General features: G+C 67.1%; 25 protein-coding genes. 14 read left to right on the plus strand and 11 right to left on the minus strand.

All coding sequences use genetic code 11. The features are described from left to right. Positions 1-2 precede the first annotated feature (2 nt). Positions 3-872, minus strand: a complete 870-nt coding sequence (locus tag ACQPW1_RS44055; protein ID WP_433659470.1) for an Fpg/Nei family DNA glycosylase — start codon at positions 870-872, stop codon at positions 3-5. Between the two features lie 40 nt (positions 873-912). Beyond that, a complete protein-coding gene (gene cobF / locus ACQPW1_RS44060; protein WP_433659472.1) occupies positions 913-1,650 on the minus strand; it encodes a precorrin-6A synthase (deacetylating) in 738 nt (245 codons plus the stop codon). A gap of 85 nt (positions 1,651-1,735) precedes the next feature. Here cobF and ACQPW1_RS44065 point away from each other — a divergent pair, with 85 nt between their 5' ends. The 7 genes from ACQPW1_RS44065 to ACQPW1_RS44095 all read left to right on the plus strand — a co-directional run bounded on the left by ACQPW1_RS44065 (position 1,736) and on the right by ACQPW1_RS44095 (position 7,566). Next, complete coding sequence (locus ACQPW1_RS44065; RefSeq protein ID WP_433659474.1) at positions 1,736-2,536, plus strand: thymidylate synthase; 801 nt, start codon at positions 1,736-1,738, stop codon at positions 2,534-2,536. 74 nt (positions 2,537-2,610) lie between these two features. Then, positions 2,611-3,111: a dihydrofolate reductase gene (locus tag ACQPW1_RS44070; RefSeq protein WP_433659476.1), complete on the plus strand. Its 501-nt coding sequence runs from the start codon at positions 2,611-2,613 to the stop codon at positions 3,109-3,111. Between the two features lie 202 nt (positions 3,112-3,313). After that, positions 3,314-3,640 carry a cupin domain-containing protein gene (locus ACQPW1_RS44075; protein WP_433659478.1) on the plus strand — a complete coding sequence of 109 codons (327 nt, stop codon included), beginning with the start codon at positions 3,314-3,316 and terminating at the stop codon, positions 3,638-3,640. Between the two features lie 60 nt (positions 3,641-3,700). Then, positions 3,701-4,720 carry a Dyp-type peroxidase gene (locus ACQPW1_RS44080; RefSeq protein WP_433659480.1) on the plus strand — a complete coding sequence of 340 codons (1,020 nt, stop codon included), beginning with the start codon at positions 3,701-3,703 and terminating at the stop codon, positions 4,718-4,720. After that, a complete protein-coding gene (locus tag ACQPW1_RS44085; protein WP_387232845.1) occupies positions 4,717-5,517 on the plus strand; it encodes a family 1 encapsulin nanocompartment shell protein in 801 nt (266 codons plus the stop codon). The genes ACQPW1_RS44080 and ACQPW1_RS44085 overlap by 4 nt, the downstream gene beginning before the upstream one ends. A 104-nt stretch (positions 5,518-5,621) precedes the next feature. Continuing rightward, complete coding sequence (locus tag ACQPW1_RS44090) at positions 5,622-6,152, plus strand: hypothetical protein (protein ID WP_433659482.1); 531 nt, start codon at positions 5,622-5,624, stop codon at positions 6,150-6,152. Positions 6,153-6,198: 46 nt separating this feature from the next. After that, positions 6,199-7,566, plus strand: a complete 1,368-nt coding sequence (locus tag ACQPW1_RS44095; RefSeq protein ID WP_433665511.1) for a TerD family protein — start codon at positions 6,199-6,201, stop codon at positions 7,564-7,566. 3 nt (positions 7,567-7,569) lie between these two features. Here the strand turns inward: ACQPW1_RS44095 and ACQPW1_RS44100 are convergent, their stop codons facing one another. Next, positions 7,570-8,238 (minus strand): TetR/AcrR family transcriptional regulator, encoded by a 669-nt coding sequence (locus tag ACQPW1_RS44100; RefSeq protein WP_433659484.1) that lies wholly within the window; start codon positions 8,236-8,238, stop codon positions 7,570-7,572. A 209-nt stretch (positions 8,239-8,447) separates the two neighbouring features. On the opposite strand from ACQPW1_RS44100, the gene ACQPW1_RS44105 reads away from it, so the two are divergent. Both ACQPW1_RS44105 and ACQPW1_RS44110 read left to right on the plus strand, forming a co-directional pair. Further along, positions 8,448-9,986 (plus strand): amino acid permease, encoded by a 1,539-nt coding sequence (locus tag ACQPW1_RS44105; protein WP_433659485.1) that lies wholly within the window; start codon positions 8,448-8,450, stop codon positions 9,984-9,986. A gap of 113 nt (positions 9,987-10,099) precedes the next feature. After that, positions 10,100-10,852 carry a DUF1989 domain-containing protein gene (locus tag ACQPW1_RS44110; RefSeq protein ID WP_433659487.1) on the plus strand — a complete coding sequence of 251 codons (753 nt, stop codon included), beginning with the start codon at positions 10,100-10,102 and terminating at the stop codon, positions 10,850-10,852. Between the two features lie 28 nt (positions 10,853-10,880). Here ACQPW1_RS44110 and ACQPW1_RS44115 read toward each other — a convergent pair whose 3' ends face one another. Continuing rightward, on the minus strand, positions 10,881-11,642 hold the full coding sequence (locus ACQPW1_RS44115) for an RNA-guided endonuclease InsQ/TnpB family protein (protein WP_433659489.1): 762 nt from the start codon (positions 11,640-11,642) through the stop codon (positions 10,881-10,883). A 505-nt stretch (positions 11,643-12,147) separates the two neighbouring features. Between ACQPW1_RS44115 and ACQPW1_RS44120 the strand changes: the two genes are divergently transcribed. Both ACQPW1_RS44120 and ACQPW1_RS44125 read left to right on the plus strand, forming a co-directional pair. Continuing rightward, positions 12,148-12,768 (plus strand): urea amidolyase associated protein UAAP2, encoded by a 621-nt coding sequence (locus ACQPW1_RS44120; RefSeq protein ID WP_433659490.1) that lies wholly within the window; start codon positions 12,148-12,150, stop codon positions 12,766-12,768. Between the two features lie 104 nt (positions 12,769-12,872). Then, the gene (locus tag ACQPW1_RS44125) at positions 12,873-14,846 is read left to right on the plus strand and encodes a 5-oxoprolinase/urea amidolyase family protein (protein ID WP_433665512.1); all 1,974 of its coding nucleotides are present in this window, start codon (positions 12,873-12,875) and stop codon (positions 14,844-14,846) included. Between the two features lie 6 nt (positions 14,847-14,852). Here the strand turns inward: ACQPW1_RS44125 and ACQPW1_RS44130 are convergent, their stop codons facing one another. From ACQPW1_RS44130 to ACQPW1_RS44145, 4 genes are all read right to left on the minus strand, one after another. Then, positions 14,853-15,038, minus strand: a complete 186-nt coding sequence (locus ACQPW1_RS44130; RefSeq protein ID WP_433659492.1) for a hypothetical protein — start codon at positions 15,036-15,038, stop codon at positions 14,853-14,855. 95 nt (positions 15,039-15,133) lie between these two features. Beyond that, positions 15,134-15,286 carry a hypothetical protein gene (locus tag ACQPW1_RS44135; protein WP_433659493.1) on the minus strand — a complete coding sequence of 51 codons (153 nt, stop codon included), beginning with the start codon at positions 15,284-15,286 and terminating at the stop codon, positions 15,134-15,136. A gap of 89 nt (positions 15,287-15,375) precedes the next feature. Beyond that, positions 15,376-15,759 carry a hypothetical protein gene (locus ACQPW1_RS44140; RefSeq protein WP_433659495.1) on the minus strand — a complete coding sequence of 128 codons (384 nt, stop codon included), beginning with the start codon at positions 15,757-15,759 and terminating at the stop codon, positions 15,376-15,378. Between the two features lie 62 nt (positions 15,760-15,821). Further along, the gene (locus tag ACQPW1_RS44145; protein ID WP_433659497.1) at positions 15,822-16,499 is read right to left on the minus strand and encodes an RNA-guided endonuclease InsQ/TnpB family protein; all 678 of its coding nucleotides are present in this window, start codon (positions 16,497-16,499) and stop codon (positions 15,822-15,824) included. Between ACQPW1_RS44145 and ACQPW1_RS44150 the strand changes: the two genes are divergently transcribed. Further along, positions 16,380-16,841: a helix-turn-helix transcriptional regulator gene (locus ACQPW1_RS44150; protein WP_433659499.1), complete on the plus strand. Its 462-nt coding sequence runs from the start codon at positions 16,380-16,382 to the stop codon at positions 16,839-16,841. The genes ACQPW1_RS44145 and ACQPW1_RS44150 overlap by 120 nt on opposite strands. A gap of 4 nt (positions 16,842-16,845) precedes the next feature. Here the strand turns inward: ACQPW1_RS44150 and ACQPW1_RS44155 are convergent, their stop codons facing one another. Continuing rightward, entirely contained in the window at positions 16,846-17,862 is a 1,017-nt protein-coding gene (locus ACQPW1_RS44155) for an NAD(P)-dependent alcohol dehydrogenase (RefSeq protein ID WP_433659500.1), read from the minus strand. Between the two features lie 91 nt (positions 17,863-17,953). On the opposite strand from ACQPW1_RS44155, the gene ACQPW1_RS44160 reads away from it, so the two are divergent. Then, positions 17,954-18,625 (plus strand): TetR/AcrR family transcriptional regulator C-terminal domain-containing protein, encoded by a 672-nt coding sequence (locus tag ACQPW1_RS44160; protein WP_433659501.1) that lies wholly within the window; start codon positions 17,954-17,956, stop codon positions 18,623-18,625. 3 nt (positions 18,626-18,628) lie between these two features. Here ACQPW1_RS44160 and ACQPW1_RS44165 read toward each other — a convergent pair whose 3' ends face one another. Continuing rightward, on the minus strand, positions 18,629-19,117 hold the full coding sequence (locus ACQPW1_RS44165) for a MarR family winged helix-turn-helix transcriptional regulator (protein ID WP_433659503.1): 489 nt from the start codon (positions 19,115-19,117) through the stop codon (positions 18,629-18,631). A gap of 110 nt (positions 19,118-19,227) precedes the next feature. Between ACQPW1_RS44165 and ACQPW1_RS44170 the strand changes: the two genes are divergently transcribed. Beyond that, complete coding sequence (locus ACQPW1_RS44170) at positions 19,228-20,367, plus strand: GDSL-type esterase/lipase family protein (protein WP_433659504.1); 1,140 nt, start codon at positions 19,228-19,230, stop codon at positions 20,365-20,367. A 92-nt stretch (positions 20,368-20,459) separates the two neighbouring features. Here ACQPW1_RS44170 and ACQPW1_RS44175 read toward each other — a convergent pair whose 3' ends face one another. Then, the gene (locus ACQPW1_RS44175; RefSeq protein ID WP_433659505.1) at positions 20,460-21,077 is read right to left on the minus strand and encodes a TetR/AcrR family transcriptional regulator; all 618 of its coding nucleotides are present in this window, start codon (positions 21,075-21,077) and stop codon (positions 20,460-20,462) included. Between the last annotated feature and the right edge of the window lie 65 nt (positions 21,078-21,142).

Genomic DNA, 21,142 nt, shown 5'->3' on the forward strand with positions numbered 1-21,142 from the left:
TCTTACTTGAGCAGCCGCGACATTCGCCGGTCGGCAAGGATCTTGCCGCCGGTCTGGCAGGTCGGGCAGTACTGGAAGGATCGCTCCGCGTACGACACCTCGCGCACGGTGTCGCCGCAAACCGGGCACGGCTGCCCGGTGCGCGCGTGCACCTGCATGCCGGAGCGCTTTTCACCCTTGAGCCGGGCGGCGTCCTGACCGAACGAACGCTGCACGGCATCGGTGAGCACCGCCCGCATGGCCGCGTACAACTCGGCAACCTTTTCTGCCGCAAGGGTTTTCGTATTGGCGAACGGTGAGATCTTCGCGGTGTGCAGGATCTCGTCGGAATAGGCATTGCCGATGCCCGCCAACAGCGTCTGGTCGACGATCGCGGTCTTGATCCGTTGCGAGGTGCCGCGCAGGATCGCGGTGAACTCCTCCTCGGTCACCTCGAGCGCGTCCGGCCCGAGCCGGGCGATGCCCGGCACCAGCTTCGGGTCGTCGACGATGTACACCGCGAGCCGCTTCTTGGTTCCCGCCTCGGTGAGATCGATGGCGGGTGTCGCACCCTCCGGCGTGAAGAAGTGCACCCGCAACGCCAGCGGACTCTTACCGCCGGGCTTGGGCGGCGTCTGGCTCGGTTCGTCGATCCACCGCAGCCAGCCACCCCGGGACAGGTGCGTGATCAGCCACAACCCGCCACAGTCCATCCCCAGGAACTTCCCCCAGCGCCCCGCCCCGGTCACGTCCCGGCCGGACAGCGCCGTCACCGGCGGATCGAAGGTCTTCACGGCACTCAGCGCCGCCACATCCACACGCCCCACCACAGCGCCGACCGCATGCTCCCGCAGAAACTGCGCCAACGCCTCTACTTCAGGTAGTTCGGGCACCTGCTCAGGCTACCGGCCGATACCGACAAGAGCAGGGCAGTCAGCTCCGACTGAGCAGGTAGATGTCCATGATCCAGCCCTTTTCGGCGCGCAGTCGGCCGCGGCGCTCGACGATCTCCTGCTCCACCTCGCGCAGCGGTCCCTCGATCAACGTCTCATCCGGCATGCCGAGGTAGGCGCCCCACCAGATGTGCACATCCGCGCCCGGAACCTCGGTGAACGAGCAGTCGCCGTCCAGCATCACCACCGCCGAATCGGTGAGCCCCTCCTCGCGCAGCCGCCGACCGGTGGTGATGTGCACCGGTTCGCCGATGCGATGCAGCACCATCCGATGCCGTGCGGCCAGCGCTTGCACGCTGGTCACCCCGGGGATCACCGTGTAATCGAACCGCACCGTCCCGCGCGCGAGCACCCGCTCGATCATCCGCAGGGTGCTGTCGTACAGCGACGGATCACCCCACACCAGGATCCCGCCGACCCCGTCGACCTGCGCGAAAGCCGCTTCCAGCACCGCCGAGCGCCGCTCGTGCCAGTCCTCGACGACCCCCTGATAGTCCGCGGGCGCCCGATCCCGCGGCGGGTCCGCGATCTCCACGATCCGGTACGGCCGATCGACGTGCTCGGCCAGGATCGCGGTCCGCACCTCGACCAGCTCCCGCTTCTCGGCGCCCTTGCCGATGACGAAGAACACCTCGACCTGCCGCATCGCCTTGATGGCCTGCACCGTCACCTGGTCGGGGTCGCCCGCGCCGATGCCGATCACATAGAGCTCGCGCATGCGCCGAGTTTGTCAGGCGGCGGAAAGACTAGTGCTCACCCGCCCCGTCGGCTTCGCCTCCTACCATCCCCTAGAGTTGGCAGCCGTGGCGACCGATACCCAGTACGAGGATCTGCTCCGGCTGGTGCTGGAGTCCGGCACGGCGAAGTCGGACCGCACCGGCACCGGAACGCGCAGCATCTTCGGCCATCAGCTGCGCTATGACCTCGCGGCCGGCTTCCCGCTGATCACCACCAAAAAGGTGCATCTGAAGTCGATCGTCTACGAGCTGCTCTGGTTCCTGCGCGGCGATTCCAACGTGCGCTGGCTGCAGGAGCACGGCGTCTCCATCTGGGACGAATGGGCAGGCGCCGACGGCGAACTCGGCCCGGTCTACGGCGTGCAGTGGCGGTCCTGGCCGACGCCGGACGGCATGCACATCGACCAGATCTCCGAGGTGCTGCACACCCTGCGCACCAACCCCGATTCCCGGCGCATGCTCGTCTCCGCGTGGAACGTGTCCGAGCTGGACAAGATGGCGCTCGCCCCGTGCCACGCGTTCTTCCAGTTCTATGTGGCCGACGGAAAGCTGTCCTGCCAGCTGTACCAGCGCAGCGCCGACCTGTTCCTCGGCGTGCCGTTCAACATCGCCAGCTACGCCCTGCTCACCCAGATGGTCGCGCAGCAGACCGAGCTGGAGCTCGGCGATTTCATCTGGACCGGCGGCGACTGCCACATCTACGACAACCACCTCGAGCAGGTCCGCGAACAGCTCACCCGCGATCCGCTCCCGTTCCCCACGCTGCACCTGCGCCCGGCGACATCGCTGTTCGACTACGTCTACGAAGACGTGGAAGTTGTCGATTACCAGCATCATCCGGCCATCAAGGCGCCGGTGGCCGTGTGAGCGAGCGCGAGCGAGCGAACCGAAGGCACAGCGCCCCGGCGAACGGCGTAGCCGAGCGCCAGCGAGGCGTAGCCGTGAGGCGCACGATCGGACTGATCTGGGCGCAGACCGCCGACGGGGTAATCGGTTTCGAGAACACCATCCCCTGGCGCGTGCCCGAGGACATGGCGAACTTCAAGGCTGTCACCATGGGACATCCCGTGGTGATGGGAAGGCGCACCTGGGACTCGCTGCCACCGAGATTCCGTCCGCTGTCCGGCCGCCGCAACATCGTGGTGACCCGGCAGGCCGACTGGGCGGCCGAGGGCGCCGAACGCGCCGGATCGGTGGACGAGGCGCTCGCACTGAGCGGACCGGACACCGTGTGGATCGCCGGCGGCGGCGAGATCTACCGCGCCGCTATGGATTTCGCGACCGACCTGCTCGTCACCGAGGTGGACACCGCCGTCGCGGGCGATGCCTACGCCCCGGCCGTCGGCCGCGAGTGGGCAGCCGACGACACCGAGCCGTGGCACGAGTCGAGCTCCGGTCTGCGGTACCGGATCCGCCGCTACACCCGCCGCGAATCCGACTAGTCGGCAAACTCTCCGCATCGATCATTGCGGCCGCACAACACCGTTCGATCACAGAACATCCCGGCCGCGCAAACCCGTCCCGAGTCCTACCACGGTCGGGCATACTCCTGGTGTAAGTGGGGCCGGGCCTTCGTCCGTCCGGGCCCCCGAGCCGGTGTGGCCAGCCCCCGCACCGGCTGTTGTCATTTGCGAAAGGCGGTCCATGGACAAGAAATCGCTGACTGCGGTTGCTCGACAACAGCTCAAGATCGCGAGCACCGCCACCAGCGGACGGAGTTCGCAAACGATCTACGGAGGCCACGCGAATTCGCTGCGGCAGACCGTGGTCGGCCTCAGCGCGGGACAGAGCCTGGCCGAGCACGACAACGCGGGCGAGGCCACGCTGCTTGTGCTCAGCGGCACGCTGACATTGATCAGCGGCAGCAACGAATGGAAGGGTTCGGCGGGCGATCTGCTCGTGGTGCCCAAGGCCAGGCACAGCGTCATGGCCGTGGACGATGTGGCCTTCCTGCTGACGGTCGCGAAGTAGTAGCCGCGGTGCCCGTGCCACCCGGCAGTTGTGTCGGTGCCGGGCACTAGGCTGAAGATCATGAGTGAGCCGCAGCCGATCCTTGATCCGCTCACCCCGGCCGCGATCTTCCTCGTCGCCACCATCGACGAGGGCGGCGAGGCGGTCGTCCGGGATGCCCTCGCCGATATCCAGGGTCTGCGCCGCTCGGTCGGCTTCCGCATCCCCGGTGCCGGCCTCAACTGCGTCACCTCGATCGGGTCCGCGGCCTGGGACCGGCTCTTCGCCGGACCACGGCCCGCCGAACTGCACGACTTCCCCGGCTTCGTCGGCGAGCATCACACCGCACCCGTGACGCCGGGCGATCTCCTGTTCCACATCCGGGCGGAAAACCAGGACGCCTGCTTCGAGCTGGCCATGACCATCGGCGACCGGCTGGCCGGGGCGGCCACGATCATCGACGAGACCGTCGGGTTCCGCTACTTCGAGCAGCGCGACCTGCTCGGCTTCGTGGACGGCACCGAGAATCCGGAGGGCCAGGGCGCCTACTCGGCCGCGCTGGTCGGCGACGAGGATCCCGAATTCCGGGGCGGCAGTTACGTCATCGTGCAGAAGTACCTGCATCCGATGGCGGACTGGCGCGCGCTGTCGGTCGAGGAGCAGGAGAAGGTGATCGGCCGCACCAAGCTCGACGACTTCGAGCTGTCCGACGCCGACAAGCCCGCCGACTCGCACGTCGCGGTGAACACCATCGTGGACGCCGACGGCACCGAACGCGAGATCCTGCGCGCCAACATGCCGTTCGGCAGCGTCAAGGACGGCGAATTCGGTACGTACTACATCGCTTACGCGGCGACACCGAGCGTCACCGAGTTGATGCTCACCCGGATGTTCGTCGGCACCGAGGAGGCGGCCTACGACCGCATCCTCGACTTCTCCATCGCGGTCACCGGCACGTCGTTCTTCGCGCCGTCCCTCGACTTCTTCGATGAACTTCCCCCGCCGCCGGACGACGCCATCGCAGCGCAAGACGTGCAGCCCAACGAGATCGGCTCGGGCTCACTCGGTATCGGCACGTTGAAAAGGAGCATGCAAGCATGAACAACCTCTACCGCGAACTCGCGCCGATCACCGCCGAGGCATGGTCGGCGATCGAGGAAGAGGCGACGCGCACCTTCAAGCGGCACATCGCCGGGCGCCGCGTCGTCGACCTGTCCGGTCCGCACGGGCTCGACTACTCCGCGGTCGGCACCGGGCACACCACCCCGATCGCCGCGCCCGACGAGGGCGTGCAGGCCAGGCAGCGGGTGGTCGCGCCGCTGGTCGAGCTGCGGGTGCCGTTCCGGCTGTCGCGCGAGGAACTCGACAACGTCGAACGCGGCGCGATGGACCCCGACCTGGACGCGGTGAAGGACGCCGCGAAGAAGATCGCGTTCGCCGAGGACCGGGCCATCTTCGAGGGCTACCCGGCCGCGAACATCACCGGCATCCGGGCGAGTTCGACCAACCAGGCGATCGCGCTGCCGAGTGATCCCCGGCTGGTGCCGGAGTCGGTCACCCAGGCGCTCACCGCGCTGCGGCTGGCCGGTGTCGACGGGCCGTACTCGGTGCTGCTGAGCGCGGAGCTGTTCACGGCGGTCAGCGAGACCTCCGATCACGGGCATCCGATCCGCACGCACATCGAGCGGCTCATCCCGGACGGCGAGATCATCTGGGCGCCCGCCATCGACGGCGCGTTCGTGCTGACCTGCCGCGGCGGCGACTACGACCTGCGGATCGGCCAGGACCTGTCGATCGGTTACCTGTCGCACGACGCCGAGTCGGTGGAGCTGTACTTCCAGCAGAGCCTGACGTTCCTGGTGTACACGGCCGAGGCCGCGGTCGCACTGGAAGCCTGACCCACCTTTCTGATCTCCTGCACTAGTGGCGGGAGATCAGAAAGTGTGCGGCGGTACGGCGACCGGTAGCGTGTGCCGCAGCACGCCGGAAGCGGGTAGGTGACATGACAATGGTGCGGGCGGGTGTGGTGCCCACGCGGCGCGCGGCGCTGTACAGCTCTCTCGGGATTCTGGCGACCGTCGTATTGTGCGCGGCGGTGGTTGCCTTGTTCGGCGTGAACCGGGTGTTCACCGGTTTGCTGGCCGGGGCCGTCGCAGGCATCGCTGTGGTGGCCGCGCTGTTCACCAGGGACGCCGTCGTGCTCACCGAGCGGGTGATCTACCGGCGCACGCCGTGGACCGAATCGAGCATCGACTGGGACCGGGTGGTCGCCGGACGCTTCACCCTCGACGAACGGTCCCGCTGGTCACTGGCGCTCGACCTGGTCGGCGGGGACGAACAGCACGGCGAGTTGGTGCTGCTGTCGATTCCACCGGTGCTCCGCCCGGTTTCCGGCGCCTACGATCTGCGCAAGCGGGAACAGGTGAACGAGATCCGAGCGCTGTTGCGGCGCAAAAAGATTCCGATCACGGTGCTCCCGGAAATCGCCGGTGCGCTCCAGCAGCACTGGGAGATAGCGCCGCCGACGCGCTGACCAGGAACACAATCGGACAGTTTCCGATACGTTGGCAAGTGTGTCGATGACGAAGGGCTCCAACGTTCCGGTGCCGATGTCCGCCGTTCGCATCGAACTGGGCTGGCAGAGCGGGCCGGGGGTGCCCGACGCCGACGCCTCGGCGCTACTGCTGGTGGCCGGGAAGGTGCGGACCGACAGCGACTTCGTCTTCTACAACCAGCCGGTGCATTCCTCCGGTGCGGTCCGGCACGAGGGCAAGCAGCAGGGGCCGACCGTGCTCGATGTGCTGTCGGCGAACCTGAGCCAGGTCGAACCGCAGATCGACACCATCGTCATCGCGGCCTCCGCGGACGGCGGCACCTTCGGCCAATTCCATGGTCTCTATGTGCGTTTGGTGGACCCGGGCTCCGGCGCCGAGGTAGCGCGGTTCGACAGCGTCGGCGCGACCACCGAGACGGCGTTCGTGCTCGGCGAGCTCTATCGACGCCAGGGCGCGTGGAAGTTCCGTGCGGTCGGGCAGGGGTACGCCTCCGGATTGGCCGGTCTGGCCACCGATTACGGCATCTCGGTGGACGACGCGCCCGCGCCTGCCGCACCGCCGCATCAGTTCACGCCGCCACCACCGCCCGCCGCGCCGCCGCATCAGTTCACCGCGCCGCCGCCCCCGGCTCCGCCCGCGCCGCAGTACGCCCCGCCGCAGCCGCAGTTCCCGCCACCGGCCGGATTGCCGCCGCCGCCCGGCACATACGGCTCGCCACCGCCGAATGTGGCTCCACCACAACAGTCCGGTGCTCCGGTCAACCTGAGCAAGATCTCGTTGACCAAGGAGTCACCGTCGATCTCGCTGACCAAGCAGGGCGCGACCGGCGGCGTGATGCGGGTCAACCTGAACTGGACCGGCGCCACCCCCGCCGCCCCGCGCAGGTTCGGAAAGCGCAAGGGCGCAGGCGGTCTCGACCTGGACCTGTGCTGCTTCTGGGAGATGACCGACGGAACCAAGGGCTCGATCGGCCCGCTCGACAGCTTCGGCTCGCTGCACAAGGCACCGTTCATCCAGCTTGATCAGGACGACCGGACCGGTGCCGTCGCGACCGGCGAGAACCTCGACATCAATCTCGATCACACCGCGAAGTTCCGCAGGATCCTGGTGTTCGCCTCGCTGTACGCCGGCGCGGACGATTTCCGTGGCGTGCATGCCACGGCCACGCTGTACCCGGTCGGCTCGCCGCCGATCGAGATGCTGGTCGACGGGTGCACCGACAACTCGCGCGAGATGGTGCTCGCGTTGATCGAGAACATCAACGGCGAGTTCGTGGTGCATCGCCAGGGCGTCTTCATTCGGCCGCCCGCCGGTCGTCCGCTGTGGGGCAAGAAGGAAGTCGACCAGGCTTACGGCTGGGGTCTCAAGTGGGGACGTAGCGCGGGGAAGTAAGGCTCACGCTGTTTCGAGCTGATCGAGCAGCCGTCCCGCCTCGACCCGCAGCAGGTCCAGATCACCGGGCCAGCCGAGCACGCGCAGCGCCGCCTCCGGGATCGCACGCTCCGCGTCCACGGGCGCGGAGCCCTCGTCCGAACGGATGCTGATCACCATCTCGACCAGCCGAAACGGCAGCGCCGCCGCCCCTACGATGCCCGCGCCACCTGCCTCGGCCAGCACCGCGGCGGCCAAAGTCTCGTAGTGCCCGCGCAATTCGTCACGCCGCAGCCGGAACGCCGCGAAGCGTTCGGTGCGCAGCTCCGGAAGCAGGTACAGCGCACCGAGATTCCAGCGCGCGGCACACAGTTGACGCACGTCGAAGCAGGCGAGCGCGTAAAGCCGTGTCGGCACCGGCGCCGACACGTTCCCCAGTCGCTCGGCGAGTTCCAGTGGGGCAGCTATGGTTTCGGCAAGCAGCGCATCGAGGATGTCATCCTTGGCGGCGAAGTGGTGATAGAGCGATGCCTGACGGATGCCGACCGCGTCGGCGACCACACGGGTGGAGGTGTTCGCGTAGCCATTGGTGGTGAACAACTCCCCGGCGGCGTCCAGGATCTCGGCGCGCGGCGTCTGGCCGCGACGGCGTCGCTGCTCCACACGAGGACGGCCGGGGCCGAGGTTTGCCACAGGGCCCATTCTGGCAGGTCTCCGCTGGACCGATCCGCGACGGTCGGCCCCCCGGTAGCCGGTGGAGAGGTTTCTGTCACTCGATAGAAACCTCGGCAACGCAGAAGTTACCGGGGTTACTGCAAGCGATACACGCGGGTCACCGAAAGCGCGATCGCCACCGCAAAACTGTCATCTGATAGGTATTGGCCGCTCGCCGAAGGACCCTCATGGCCACAACGTTCGCCCCCGCCCCTCCGCCCGACACCAGCCGCGACGGCGCCGACCTGGCCCGATTCGGCTACGAACCGGTGCTCCATCGCAAACTCGGCCGCTACGCCTCGTTCGCGGCAGGCTTCTCGTTCGTCTCCATCCTCACCACGATCTTCCAGTTCTTCGGCTTCGGCTATTCGTTCGGCGGCGCCGCGTTCTTCTGGACCTGGCCGATCGTGTTCGCCGGGCAGTTCCTCGTCGCGCTGAACTTCGCCGAGCTGGCCGCGCGCTACCCGATTTCGGGCTGCATCTACCAGTGGTCGCGCCGCCTCGGTGGCGAGCTCGTCGGCTGGTTCGCGGGCTGGATGATGGTGATCGCGCAGATCGTGACCGCGGCCGCCGCGGCGATCGCGCTGCAGGTGGTGCTGCCGTCGATCTGGAGCGGCTTCCAGCTCGTCGGCGACGACACCGCGCTCACCTCGTCCTCCGGTGCCACCAACGCAGTGCTGCTCGGCAGCATCCTGCTTGTGGTCACCACGGTGATCAATGTGATCGGCATCGACCTGATGTCGCGGATCAACTCGATCGGCGTCACGGTCGAGATCGTCGGCGTGCTCGCGATCATCGGGCTGTTCTTCACACACACCGAGCGTGGTCCCGGCGTGGTGCTCGAAACCGATCAGGCTGTGCCCGGGTCGTATTGGGCCGCGTTCCTGGTGTCCGGGCTGATGGCCGCCTACGTGATGGTCGGCTTCGATTCCGCCGGTGAGCTTTCCGAGGAGACGAAGAATCCGCGCCGAGTGGCACCGCGCACCATCCTGACCGCGCTGGCGGTGTCCGCGCTCGGCGGCGGACTGCTGCTGATCGGTGCGCTGATGGCCGCGCCGAGCCTGTCCGACGGTTCACTGGCCACCGAGGGACTGGCCTACGTGCTCACCTCGAAGCTGGACAGCCCGGCGGGCACGGTGCTGCTCTGCTGCGTCGCGGTGGCGATCACGGTGTGCACCTTGGCAATTCAGACCGCAGGCTCGCGGCTCATGTTCTCGATGGCGCGGGATGGGAAGTTGCCGTTCGCCCGGCAGCTTGCCGCCGTGCACCCGCGCTTCGGTACCCCGGTGCTGCCGTCTGTGATCATCGGCGTGCTCGGCATCGGCCTGCTGGTGCTGAATCTCGGTAATGCCGCGATCTTCGCGACGCTGGCCAGCGTGTGCATCGTGACCCTTTATCTGGCGTATCTGCTGGTCACCGTGCCGCTGCTGGTACGCCGGATCAAGGGCATGCCCGCGGACGAAGCCACCGAGACCGGCCTGTTCAGCTTGGGCCGCTTGGGAATTCCGATCAACGTGCTCGCCGTGCTCTGGGGCGTCGCGATGGCGGTGAACCTGGCGTGGCCGCGCGCCGAGGTCTACACCCCGAACGGCGGCGGCTGGTGGATGCTCTGGGCCGCACCGTTGTTCGTGCTGCTGGTGGTCGGCGTCGGTGTGAGCGTGCACCGGTTCGTCGTCCGCACGCCGGGCACCGCCGAAAACCCGGAACCCGCAACACAATCCGCCTGACCGGATGCGCGGTGGTGGTGCCGGCCACCACCGCGCACACGGCAGTATCCGACCGGCCGCAAGACGCTCGCAGCGACGAATGTCCGAGGCCACACCCACCGAAGGGGGCAATGATGACCAGTACCGCATCCACCGAGGGCGCCAGGGCGCACGCGCGCTCGCAGGCAGCTGCGGCGACCATCGAGGGACCCGCGCTACCCGCTGGCGTCGAGTCGGCGAGAATCACTTTCGCCCAGCGCATTCCGCGGAATGGCTACGCGAATATCGTGCTCGGCCGCGGTACTCGGATCCGCCTGATCGACCCGGCAGGCGCCGCCTGCGCCCATCTCCTGCTGGTCCGCACCGACGCCCCGTGGGAACGGCTGAATGTCGCCGACACGGTCAAGGTTCCGTGGCAGGCCTACCTCGGTGACGGGCATCCCCTGCTGTCCGACCAGGGCCGCATTCTGGCCACCGTGCTCGCCGACACCTCGAGTAGCCACGACACCCTGTGCGGACCGACCGCCGAGGCGCGGCAGCTGCTGCGCCTGGCCGGTGCCAAGCACGGCCTCGAACCGCGCGACATCGGGCCGACGGTGTCGTTCTTCCGCGGTGTGCGAGTGGAATCCGATGGCGCACTGACCGCCACCGGCAACGCCGCCCCCGGCTCCTCGGTCGACCTGCTGGTGCACCTCCCGGTGATTCTGCTCGTCGCCAATGCCGCGCACCCGCTGGACGACCGCGCCGCAACGGATCTCGATGTCGTCGCCTGGGCGGCGCCGGAGGATCTCGCCGTCACCCACAGCAGCGACCCGGAATACCAACGGGCCGTGCAGAACACCGAACGCGCCTGGACGGCCGCACTCACGTTGGAGGTCAGGCCTTAACGCTTCCCCTGTCTGAGAGGCAGGAGCTTCACAGCTCAGACCACAACCGAACCACCACCCGAGGGAGGTGATCCACTTGTCTCACATCCTCAACACTGTTGTGGCCGCGTTCTGCCACCACCAGAATCACTCTGGCCGCGTTCCGATCCCGGCCCGCGACATAGCCACAGGCAGAGCATCGGAAAGTCCTCTCGCGCAGTTCCAGTCGCTTGGCTCTCGCAAGACAATCACTGCACGTCATCGACGTATAGGCGGGCTGAACCAACACCACCCTCCGGCCAGCCCGCACACCACGCTCGATCAACTCCCGCTTCGCCGCGCCGATCGCCGCATCCGCGGCCTTACGAGCCATCGTGGACTTCGCCAGAAACTTGGGCCAGAAATCCTCCACCGCGATCAACCCATGCTCAGCGACAACATGTTTTGCCCACACCCGCGAATCGTGCTGGGTTTGACGGGCCGCCTTCTTGTGCAACTTCGCAACCTCACGCGCGGCCCGCTGGTAACCGCGAGACTGCGGGCCACGTCCGCCGCAGTGCCGACGCGCCATCCGGCGTTGCGCCTTCGCCAGCTCCGCTGCGCATCGCTTCCGATACCCCAGATACGGCAGATCGAACTCGGCATCGGTTGCCGTGGCCGTCACACTCACGCCCCAGTCGACACCGATACCTCCCTCGGCGACCGGCGCAGTTTCAACCTCACGCCGGACAACGAACAAGCATACCAATGCCCCGAACTGTCGCGCGTGACGCGGACAGACGTCGGCGCCGACGGCAACTCCCGCGACCACACCACCGGGACACTCACCCCTTTAGACAGAATCAGCCTGCCCTCGCGGATGCTGAACCCACGCACGGTGTATTCCAGCGACGGCAGCGCCTTCTTCCGCGATTTGAACGCCGGGCGACCGCGCCCTCTGACCTTGAACGAATCCGTGAGGGCTTGCGCATACGCACGCAAGGTCTGCTGCTGGGCGACCTGAGACCCAGCCCGCAACCACGCGGTCCGTCCCCGTGCCTCGGTCAGCAACTTTCCCAGCTTGACGAAGGTCGGACGCGCACCCGACTTCTGTTGATGCACAGCCTCATTCCACAGAAACCGGCACCGATCCCACTCCCCGACCAACGCCCGCTCCGCCTGTACCCCAGGACGCAGCCGGTAGTTGTAACGCACCAACTCCTCCACACCCGAGAACCTAACCGGGACCACCGACAAGATCACACGTCCCATCCCAGGAAAGGAGGATGGCGCTTCCTCTCCCCCGTGAACGGAGGAGTAACCGCGCCAAACACCCGATGAACACCGCAACCCCACGCACCATCGTGCTCGACGAGACCGTCCCCGCCCGCGCCCCCTGGTCCGCGGTGGTCAAGGCGGGCGAGCAGCTGGAGATCATCGACCTGCACGGCAACCAGGCGGTGGACTGCCTGCTGTATTCGGCGGCCGACCACACCGACCGCTACAGCGCGCAGGCCACGATCGCCGCACAGCGCAACATCTTCCTGACCACCGGCAGCGTGCTGCTGACGGATGCGGGCACCGCGCTGATGACGGTGATCGCCGACGAGGTCGGCAATCACGACACCATCGCGGGCGCCTGCTCCCAGGAGTCGAACACACTCCGCTACGGCCAGCACACCCGGCAGCAGCACGCCTGCGTGGAGAACTTCCTCACCGCGGCGCTGCAATGGGGTCTCGGCAAGCGGGACCTGGTGTCGAACATCAACTGGTTCATGAACGTTCCGGTGGAGGCCGACGGCACGCTCGGCATCGTCGACGGATTGTCGGCTCCGGGAAAGAAAGTCACGCTTCGCGCCGAGATCGACACCCTCGTGCTGGTCTCCAACTGCCCGCAGATCAACAACCCCTGCAATGGTTTCGACCCCACGCCGGTGCGGATGGTGGTGTCGAGATGACCATCACCGAGCTATCCGACGATTGGTCGAGAGTGTCTGCCGCCGAAGACGAATCGACAGACCCCGCACCCTTGTTCACCTCCGTCGAGGTCGTCCGGCCCGGAATGCTGACGACAGTGCAGGATTGGCCGGGGCGAACCGGCTACTGGCACGTCGGGGTCCCGCCGTCGGGGCCGATGGACGATCTGTCGTTCCGGCTCGGCAATCGGGTGCTCGGCAATGCCGAGGGCGCGGCCGGATTGGAATGCACCCTCGGCGGTCCCGCACTGCGGTTTTCGGCGGCTACCTGGGTGTGCGTCACCGGCGCACCGACCGAGGTCACGGTGAACGGCGTTCGCGTGGAGCAGTGGCGGACCATCCAGATCCCGGCGGGCGGTGTCCTCGAGGTCGGTGCGGTTCGCGCACCGGGCATGCGCTGCTACGTGCTGCTCGCGGGCGGCATCCAGTTACCCGAATATCTAGGCAGCACTGCAACATTCACCCTCGGCCGGTTCGGCGGCAGCGACGGCAATGCCCTGAAGATCGGAGAGGCGTTGACGCTCGGGGCAGCCCGCGCCCCCATCGCGACCGCCGTCCCGATGGATGACCAGCCGGTGCTGGCCAGGCGCTGGGAGCTGGCGGTGACCGAAGGCCCGCACGGCGCACCGGAGTTCTTCACCCGCGCCGACTTCGACACCATCATCGGCACCGACTACGAGGTGCACTTCAACTCCGACCGCACCGGCGTCCGGCTGATCGGACCGAAACCCGACTGGGCACGCACCGACGGCGGCGAGGCGGGCCTGCACCCGTCCAACATCCACGACACCCCGTATTCGGTTGGTGCGCTGGATTTCACGGGCGACACCCCGATCCTGCTCGGTCCCGACGGCCCCAGCCTCGGCGGTTTCGTCTGCCCGGTCACCGTGGTCGCCGCCGACCGCTGGAAGCTCGGACAGTTATCGCCCGGCGACGCAGTGCGTTTCGTGCCGATCCGCAGCGAGCACGCCGCCTCGATTCGAGAACTGGGCACCGGGCGGCGCGCCGGCTGGTCCACCGTGCTGTCCTCGGGCGGCGACGGCGATGACGGTATCCTGCGGCGCACCGAGGTCGACGACGAGACCGGCGTGACCTATCGCCGCGCGGGCGACGATGCCGTGCTCGTCGAATACGGCACCATGACACTGGATCTCGCCCTGCGCGCCCGCGTGCACGCGCTGCACCAGCACCTGCTGGCCGCGGGCGTGCGCGGCGTGACCGAGCTGACCCCCGGCATTCGCTCACTTCAGATCCGGGTGGACCCACACGTCCTGCCGGTGCCAGCCCTGCTCGATCTGCTCGCGGAAGCCGAACAGCATCTGCCCGCCGCCGACCAGCTCGTCGTTCCCAGCCGCACCGTGCACCTCCCGTTGTCCTGGGACGACCCGTCCACCCGCGAGGCCATCACCCGCTACATGCACGGCGTCCGCGCCGACGCTCCGTGGTGCCCGTGGAACATCGAGTTCATTCGCCGCATGAACGGACTCGCCTCGGTAGCAGACGTTTACGACACCGTCTTCGGCGCCGAGTACCTCGTCCTCGGTCTCGGCGATGTCTACCTCGGTGCCCCCGTCGCCACCCCGACCGACCCGCGGCACCGCTTGGTCACCACCAAGTACAACCCCGCCCGCACCTGGACCCCGCAGAACGCGGTCGGCATCGGCGGTGCCTACCTGTGCATCTACGGCATGGAGGGCCCCGGCGGCTACCAGTTCGTCGGCCGCACCACCCAGGTGTGGAACCACCACGCGGGTCCGCTCGCCGGTCGCCCCGGTGCGGACCGGCATCCGTCCGGCGATGAAACCCCTTGGCTGCTGCGCTATTTCGATCGGATCCGCTGGTACCCGGTGGCCGCCGACGAACTCCTCGAGCTGCGCGCCGATTTCGCCGCGGGCAACATCGAGGTGCGCGCCGAGGACGGAGAGTTCCGGCTCGCCGACTATCGCAAGTTCCTCGCCGAAAACGACGGCTCCATCACCGATTTCCGCGCCACGCAGGCAGCAGCCTTTGCCGCCGAACGCAACTCGTGGCAGCTCGCCGGTGAACTCTCGGCAGGATAGCGACGGTCAGGTCATCGTCGTGGGGACGACGGGTCCGGTCCAGCCGCACGGCAATCCGCACGTGGCGACCACCAGCTGCTCGACCTCGTCGTCGTCGAATCGCGCGGTAATCGTCGACGCGTGTGCGGGATACCCGCACAGCGGACACTTGCCGAAGTAGTTCAGGACCGGATCCACCCGCGACGAAACCATCGTGCGATTCCTACGACTCGGCAACCCCGTTGTATCCATGATGTTCCTCCCGACCTGATGGTGCGCCACCGGTCGGGCCACGGCAAGCCCCGAATTCACCAGCCGAACAGCTCGGCCATGTCGATCGCCTCGTCGTCCCACGCGCGTTCGATCGCCGCGCGCTCGGCGTCCGGGAGTTCGGGCGACCACCCGCAGCGGCGCCAGAAGTCTTCCCGGTGTTCCTGGGTGAATGGTTTGGGTTTATCCATGGGCTGCACCTCGCCGACGGGTCCTGCTCCCATGATTGTGGGCCTGCTCCGGCGGCGACATGCCGGAACAGGCCCACTGGCTTCGGTTTTCAGCGCAGGTCGCGGAAGAACTCGCGGACATCGGTCGTCAGCAGCACCGGCTCTTCCAGTGCGGCGAAGTGACCGCCGTGGTCGACGTCGGTCCACCGGGTGATGGTGTGCTCGGGTTCCGAGTAACGCCGAATGCCGACGTCGTGGGCGAGTACCAGTGCCGCGGTCGGCACGCCGAAGTTCGCCTTCGACGCACCCCATGCGCCCGAGTGGGCGTAGCCGACATACGCCGCCGAACCCGCGGTTCCGTTGAGCCAGTACAGCATTACGTTCGTGAGCAGCCGATCTCGATCAATGATCTTGTCCGGGTCCACGTTTCGCGGATGTGTCCACTCCCGGAACTTGTCCATGATCCAGGCGAGCTGCCCGACCGGCGAATCCACCAGCCCATAGGCCAGCGTCTGCGGGCGGGTGGACTGAATCGCGATTTGACATCCTCCCGGGCCTAAAGGCTAGGGATTCCTACCAGCGCCGAACGGCGCTCTCGGCGGGTTCCTGCTTCACTGCGCGGTGCGGGAACAGGTTCCGGTCTTACCTGCGCTCCACAAGCGTTTCGTCTCTCCGCCTGCCCGGCGGCGAGTATGTTTCGTGCCGCGTTCACATCCCGATCGTGGACCGCGCCACACCGGCACGTCCACGACCGCACCGACAATGGTTTCTTCCCGTCGATCACCCCGCAGTCCGAGCACAGTTGCGACGACGGGAAGAACCTGTCGACCTTGGCGAAGTACCGCCCGTACCGGGCAGCCTTCTCCGCCAGCATGCGAGTGAACATCGCCCATCCGGCGTCGTACACAGATTTCGCCAGCCGGGTCCGCGCCAGCCCCTTCACACACAGATCCTCGACGTACACCGCTTGGTTTTCACGGATGATCGCCGTAGACAGTTTGTGTGCGAAGTCGCGTCGCGTATCGGCCACCGTGGCGTGAGCCCTGGCGGCCGGGCGTCGGATAGACGCGGAACTGGTATCGGAGCTGCACATCGTGATCCTAATCATTGGCGTATGGCTCACGACCACGAGACACGAACGGGCAGGCACTGTGTTTACGGCCGCCGCTGGTACCTCATCGGCTGGGACGTCGACCGCGCCGACTGGCGCACTTACCGCGCCGATCGACTGCATCCCCCCATCCCGACCGGGCCCCGCTTCACCCCGCGCGAGGCACCCGACGTCGACCTGTCCGGCTATCTCTCTCGGGGAGTGACGAGTTCGCCGTACCGTTACTCCGCCCGCATCACCCTCGGTGTTTCCGTCGAGGTCGCCGCCGATCGGATTGCCCCGACCGTCGGTGTCATCGAAGCCGTGGACGCTGAAACATGCGTGCTGCAAACAGGATCCGACTCACTCGACGAATTGGCCATCTACGTAGCCGGTTTCGGATTTCCGTTCCGCGTGCACGAGCCTGCGGAACTCATCACGCATGTCCGGGAGCTGAGCGCTCGGCTCGCCGAATCGGTCGAGTAGCAGCTCAGATGACGATCACCGTCTTGCCTTGGGCATGCCCGTCCAGGATGTGCTGCACCGCCGTGGCCGCGCGAGCCAACGGGTAGCGCTTTTCGATCAGCGGCCGGAACTTGCCGTCCGCGGCCAGTCCGGCCAGGAACTCCAGATCAGCGCGGCAAGGCCGCATGAGCAGGATGCCGATCTTCTGGCTGACAAACAGGTTGCCCAGCACCATCTTTCCCATCCATACGATCGGACCGGCCCAGTCACCACCAGGCGCACCGGCCGAGGAGACGAAGACGCCCTTCGGGGCGAGTACCCGTCGGCAGTCCCGCAGCGAGCGGTTGCCGATCAGGTCGAGCAGCACATCGTAGGTTCGTCCGCTCGCCGTGAAATCATCAGTGGTGTAGTCGATTACATGATCCGCACCGAGCGATCGCAGCACCTCGATGTGCCGGGTACTGCACACGGCGGTGACCTCGGCGCCGAGCGCCTTGGCGAGCTGGACAGCGGCGGTACCGACACCGCCCGACGCGCCATTGACGAGCACGCGCTGCCCGGCCCGCAACTGACCGACATCGCGCAGCCCTTGGAGCGCGGTCATCCCCGAATCAGGTAGGGCCGCAGCCTCTTCGACGGAGATACCGGCGGGAGCGAGTGCCAGTCGCTGCGCCGAGACGCAGACGTACTCCGCGAACGCACCCGAGTTCACCGAACCGAATACCGCGTCACCGGGCCGGAATCCGGTCACCTCGCGCCCGACCGCCACCACTTCCCCGGCCAGGTCGTGCCCGATGATCGGATCCTTGGGTCGACGCAGGCCGAAGCCGAGCCGCAGCAGGTAGGGCGTGCCGGTGAGTAGGTGGGCATCGCCCTGACATACCGACGCGGCACGCACCCGGACCAGGACCTCTTCGGGGCGCGGGTTGGGCCGGGCCACCACCTCCGTCCGGAGCACCGAACCGGCACCGTACTGCGGCGCGATGATCGCCGTCATCGTGGCGACATCGACTGTGGATTGCGGGCTCTGGGCCTCGGACATGGGATTTCCTCGCATGAAACGGATACTTACAGCGTAAGTTGCTCACCACGGACGGTACGCTTACACCGTAAGTACGTCAAGGAAGGGGCCGATGCCCAAGACCTCCGCCAACGGCACCCCGCGCGCGCCGCTCAACCGGGAAAAGGTGCTGCACACGGCCGTTCGGCTCGCCGACGAGCAGGGCCTCGCGGCGTTGTCCATGCGCAAACTGGCGCAGACGCTCGGCGTCGAGGCGATGTCGCTGTACAACCACGTGACCAACAAGGACGACCTGCTCGACGGCATCGCCGATCTAGTGGTCGCCGAGATGGGCGTGCCCGAGATCGGCGGCGACTGGAAGGCGGCCATGCGCGCGCGGGCGAACGCAGCGCACGAGGCGCTGCTGCGCCACCCGTGGGCCAACGGACTGATCGGCGCACGACTGAACGTGGGCCCGGCCATGCTGCGATACATCGACGCCACCGTCGGCTGCCTGCGCGCCGCAGGCTTCTCCTATCAGCTGGCCGATCGCGCATGGAACGCAATGGACAGTCACATCTACGGATTCACCTTGCAGCAGGTGAACTTTCCGCTGCAGCCGGACGAATACGCCTCCGCCGCACAGCAATTCCTGCCACTCATCCCGGCGGACCAGTTTCCGTACATGAACGCGCTGTCCCAGTTGGTGATCGACGGAAAGCATACGGGCATAGCCGATTTCACCTTCGGACTGAACCTGATCCTCGACGGACTCGAACGACTCCTCGACGAATCCGCCGACTGACGCTCACACCTTTGCCGATCGGTCGATGCCGACCGTCGCATCAGGATTGGTCACGTCCCGAACAACGCGCAACGCGGCGATCAACCCGTCGAGCTGCACCGGCGTCAGCAGCCCGGTGAACCAGCGTTCGACCGCGTCCAGATAGTCCGGCAGCACCTGCACGAGCCGCTCCGCACCCGGTTCGGTCAGCACCGCATACGCACTGCGCCGATCAGCAGGGTCGAGCTCACGCTCCACCAGCCCCTCGCGCGCCAGCCGATCGACCAGCCGGGTGACACCACTGGTGGACAGCTTGGTCTGCACGGCCAGATCCGTCATGCGCAGCCGTCGTTTCGGCGAACGACTCAGGCGCATCAGCGCATTCAGATCCAGCCCGGACAGGCCGTGCGCCTTCCAGACCGACTCCAGCCTGGTGACCACCCCTTCGTACGCCTCGAACAGCAGACCCATCGTGGTCAGCCGGGGGTCGTCGAACAGTTCGGTCGCATCCATGGCAACCAACCTACCCGAAATGCTTGCCATGCGGATAGTTGACACGAGGAATACTCCGTTGTAGAAATATGCCAACGCATTATTCCGCACGACAACTACTGGAGCTTTCGATGTCTGCCACCACCGCCTGGGTCGCCGGTTTCCGTTCCGCGGTCATCAGCCCATACGAGCAGGTCAAGCTCGCCGAATCGCGGGCCTTCGCCGACGAGACCGTGCGTCAGCCGCTGCACCTGGCCGGTGGCGGCGAGCAGTTCCGGATCCGGCTGACCAACCTTTACGGACAGGCGCCGCTGGTCGTCGGTGCCGCCCGGGTCGCGCTGCGCAAGACAGGCAACGAGATCATCACGGAGACCGACACCGTGCTGCGGTTCGACGGTGCGGACCAGCTCACCATCCCGGTGGGCGGTGCGGCGATCAGCGATCCGGTCGAGCTCGCCGGAACCGCGGGCACCGACCTCATGCTGAGCCTCTACCTGCCCGAGCCGACCGGGCTCGCCACCTTCTCGCACCAGCCGAGCGAAATCGCTTACGTGACTGAAGGAAACGTCACCGCAGAGGCGAATCTCGCTGCCGCCGAAGAGGTTCCCGCACGCTTCTTCGTCACCGGCGTCGATGTGCTTGCCCCCGCAGATACCCCGGTCGCCGTCGCGCTCGGCGACTCGTGGTTCGAGGGAGTCGGCTCGACCATGAGCGCGAACCTCCGCTCGGTCGATGCCCTCAACAGCCGACTCGACCGCGGCTGGGTCGTCAACCAGGGCATCGGTGGAAACCGCCTGCTGACCAACGAAATCGGCATCCCCGGCCTGGATCGATTCAGCCGCGACGTACTCAGCGTCCCCGGCGTCAGCAGGATGCTGATCAACTTCGGCATCAACGACCTCATCCTCGGCGGCATGTCGGGCGAACCCGCGGCCACCACCGACGAACTGATCGCTGGTTTCACCGAGATCGCCCGCCGCGCCCACGACGCGGGCCTGATCATCCACGCCGCCACCATCGGCCCCTACGCAGGCTGCGTCTATCCGGGCATGCCGCTCGAGGAAACCCAGCCGACCCGCCGCGAAGTGAACGAATGGCTGCGCACCACTGACGTTTTCGACGCCGTCTTCGACGTGGCTCGCGCCGTGGAAGACCCCGATCGCCCCGGCTTCATCCACCCAGCCTTCGACAGCGGCGACGGCATGCACCTCAACGACGCGGGTTACCGCGCCATGGCCGAAACCGTCGACATCGCGGCACTGTTCGGCTGAATCACGAAGCGAGAGCCGTTGTGCGTTGTGGTGCAACGGCTCTCGTGGTCATCCGGAGGCACGGGGCGCGAACGTGCGCCGCTCCCGCATAGCTAGGCGCGATCCGCCAACCCGCGCAACACGATCGCGAGTCCACCGCGGAACTCGTCGTCGACCGACATCTTCCTGGCCTGCGCCGCGGTCTGCGTCAGCATCGGATACTCCTCGGGGGAGAGTTGCGCAATGGCCGTGGTCGCGGGCGCGTTGATCGACGCGTAGTGCTCGTTCTCCAACGACCCGAGCAGGAACGCGACCAGCGTGCGCTGGGCGATCACCCGATCCGCTCCGTCGAAGCCACCCTCGTTGAGCACCGACAGCATCGCCTCCATCCAGCGCCGCGTGCCGTTCGAGGACTTCCGGTGCCGAGGTACCAACGGCACCGTCGCGGGGTGCGCGGAGATGGCCGCCCGCATCCGCTCGAGCAAGGCGGTCAGCCGGTCCCGCCAGTGCGCCTCGGCGGGGGTCGACACGTCGATGCCCGCCAGTACCTCGTCTACGACGAGGACCTCCAGTTCCTCCCGGTCCGAGACGTAGCGGTACAGCGCCATCGTGGCCATGTGCAGTTCCTTCGCCACCGCCCGCATGGTGAGCGCGGCCAGCCCATCGCGGTCGATCACCGCCAGCGCGGCGACGCCGAGATCGTGTTTCGTCAGCGAACGAGGACGTGGCATGGCTTGACAGCGTACAAGCTATGCGCATACTGGTCGTAGGCGTACAAGGTACGCCTACGAAAGGA

Source organism: Nocardia sp. CA-128927 (assembly GCF_050955855.1).
In the GTDB taxonomy this organism is placed as follows: domain Bacteria; phylum Actinomycetota; class Actinomycetes; order Mycobacteriales; family Mycobacteriaceae; genus Nocardia.

What these genes read in the sequence shown, in the direction of transcription:
- ACQPW1_RS44170 (WP_433659504.1), top strand. Translation starts at nt 19,228, where the DNA reads ATGTCTGCCACCACCGCCTGGGTCGCCGGTTTCCGTTCCGCGGTCATC.
- ACQPW1_RS44130 (WP_433659492.1), bottom strand. Translation starts at nt 15,038, where the DNA reads ATGGTTTCGTCGCGGGTGGATCCGGTCCTGAACTACTTCGGCAAGTGT.
- ACQPW1_RS44160 (WP_433659501.1), top strand. Translation starts at nt 17,954, where the DNA reads ATGCCCAAGACCTCCGCCAACGGCACCCCGCGCGCGCCGCTCAACCGG.
- ACQPW1_RS44145 (WP_433659497.1), bottom strand. Translation starts at nt 16,499, where the DNA reads ATGCAGTCGATCGGCGCGGTAAGTGCGCCAGTCGGCGCGGTCGACGTC.
- ACQPW1_RS44175 (WP_433659505.1), bottom strand. Translation starts at nt 21,077, where the DNA reads ATGCCACGTCCTCGTTCGCTGACGAAACACGATCTCGGCGTCGCCGCG.
- ACQPW1_RS44110 (WP_433659487.1), top strand. Translation starts at nt 10,100, where the DNA reads ATGACCAGTACCGCATCCACCGAGGGCGCCAGGGCGCACGCGCGCTCG.
- ACQPW1_RS44150 (WP_433659499.1), top strand. Translation starts at nt 16,380, where the DNA reads ATGGCTCACGACCACGAGACACGAACGGGCAGGCACTGTGTTTACGGC.
- ACQPW1_RS44080 (WP_433659480.1), top strand. Translation starts at nt 3,701, where the DNA reads ATGAGTGAGCCGCAGCCGATCCTTGATCCGCTCACCCCGGCCGCGATC.
- ACQPW1_RS44105 (WP_433659485.1), top strand. Translation starts at nt 8,448, where the DNA reads ATGGCCACAACGTTCGCCCCCGCCCCTCCGCCCGACACCAGCCGCGAC.
- ACQPW1_RS44085 (WP_387232845.1), top strand. Translation starts at nt 4,717, where the DNA reads ATGAACAACCTCTACCGCGAACTCGCGCCGATCACCGCCGAGGCATGG.
- ACQPW1_RS44135 (WP_433659493.1), bottom strand. Translation starts at nt 15,286, where the DNA reads ATGGATAAACCCAAACCATTCACCCAGGAACACCGGGAAGACTTCTGG.
- ACQPW1_RS44125 (WP_433665512.1), top strand. Translation starts at nt 12,873, where the DNA reads ATGCTGACGACAGTGCAGGATTGGCCGGGGCGAACCGGCTACTGGCAC.
- ACQPW1_RS44095 (WP_433665511.1), top strand. Translation starts at nt 6,199, where the DNA reads ATGACGAAGGGCTCCAACGTTCCGGTGCCGATGTCCGCCGTTCGCATC.
- cobF (WP_433659472.1), bottom strand. Translation starts at nt 1,650, where the DNA reads ATGCGCGAGCTCTATGTGATCGGCATCGGCGCGGGCGACCCCGACCAG.
- ACQPW1_RS44155 (WP_433659500.1), bottom strand. Translation starts at nt 17,862, where the DNA reads ATGTCCGAGGCCCAGAGCCCGCAATCCACAGTCGATGTCGCCACGATG.
- ACQPW1_RS44090 (WP_433659482.1), top strand. Translation starts at nt 5,622, where the DNA reads ATGACAATGGTGCGGGCGGGTGTGGTGCCCACGCGGCGCGCGGCGCTG.
- ACQPW1_RS44165 (WP_433659503.1), bottom strand. Translation starts at nt 19,117, where the DNA reads ATGGATGCGACCGAACTGTTCGACGACCCCCGGCTGACCACGATGGGT.
- ACQPW1_RS44075 (WP_433659478.1), top strand. Translation starts at nt 3,314, where the DNA reads ATGGACAAGAAATCGCTGACTGCGGTTGCTCGACAACAGCTCAAGATC.
- ACQPW1_RS44120 (WP_433659490.1), top strand. Translation starts at nt 12,148, where the DNA reads ATGAACACCGCAACCCCACGCACCATCGTGCTCGACGAGACCGTCCCC.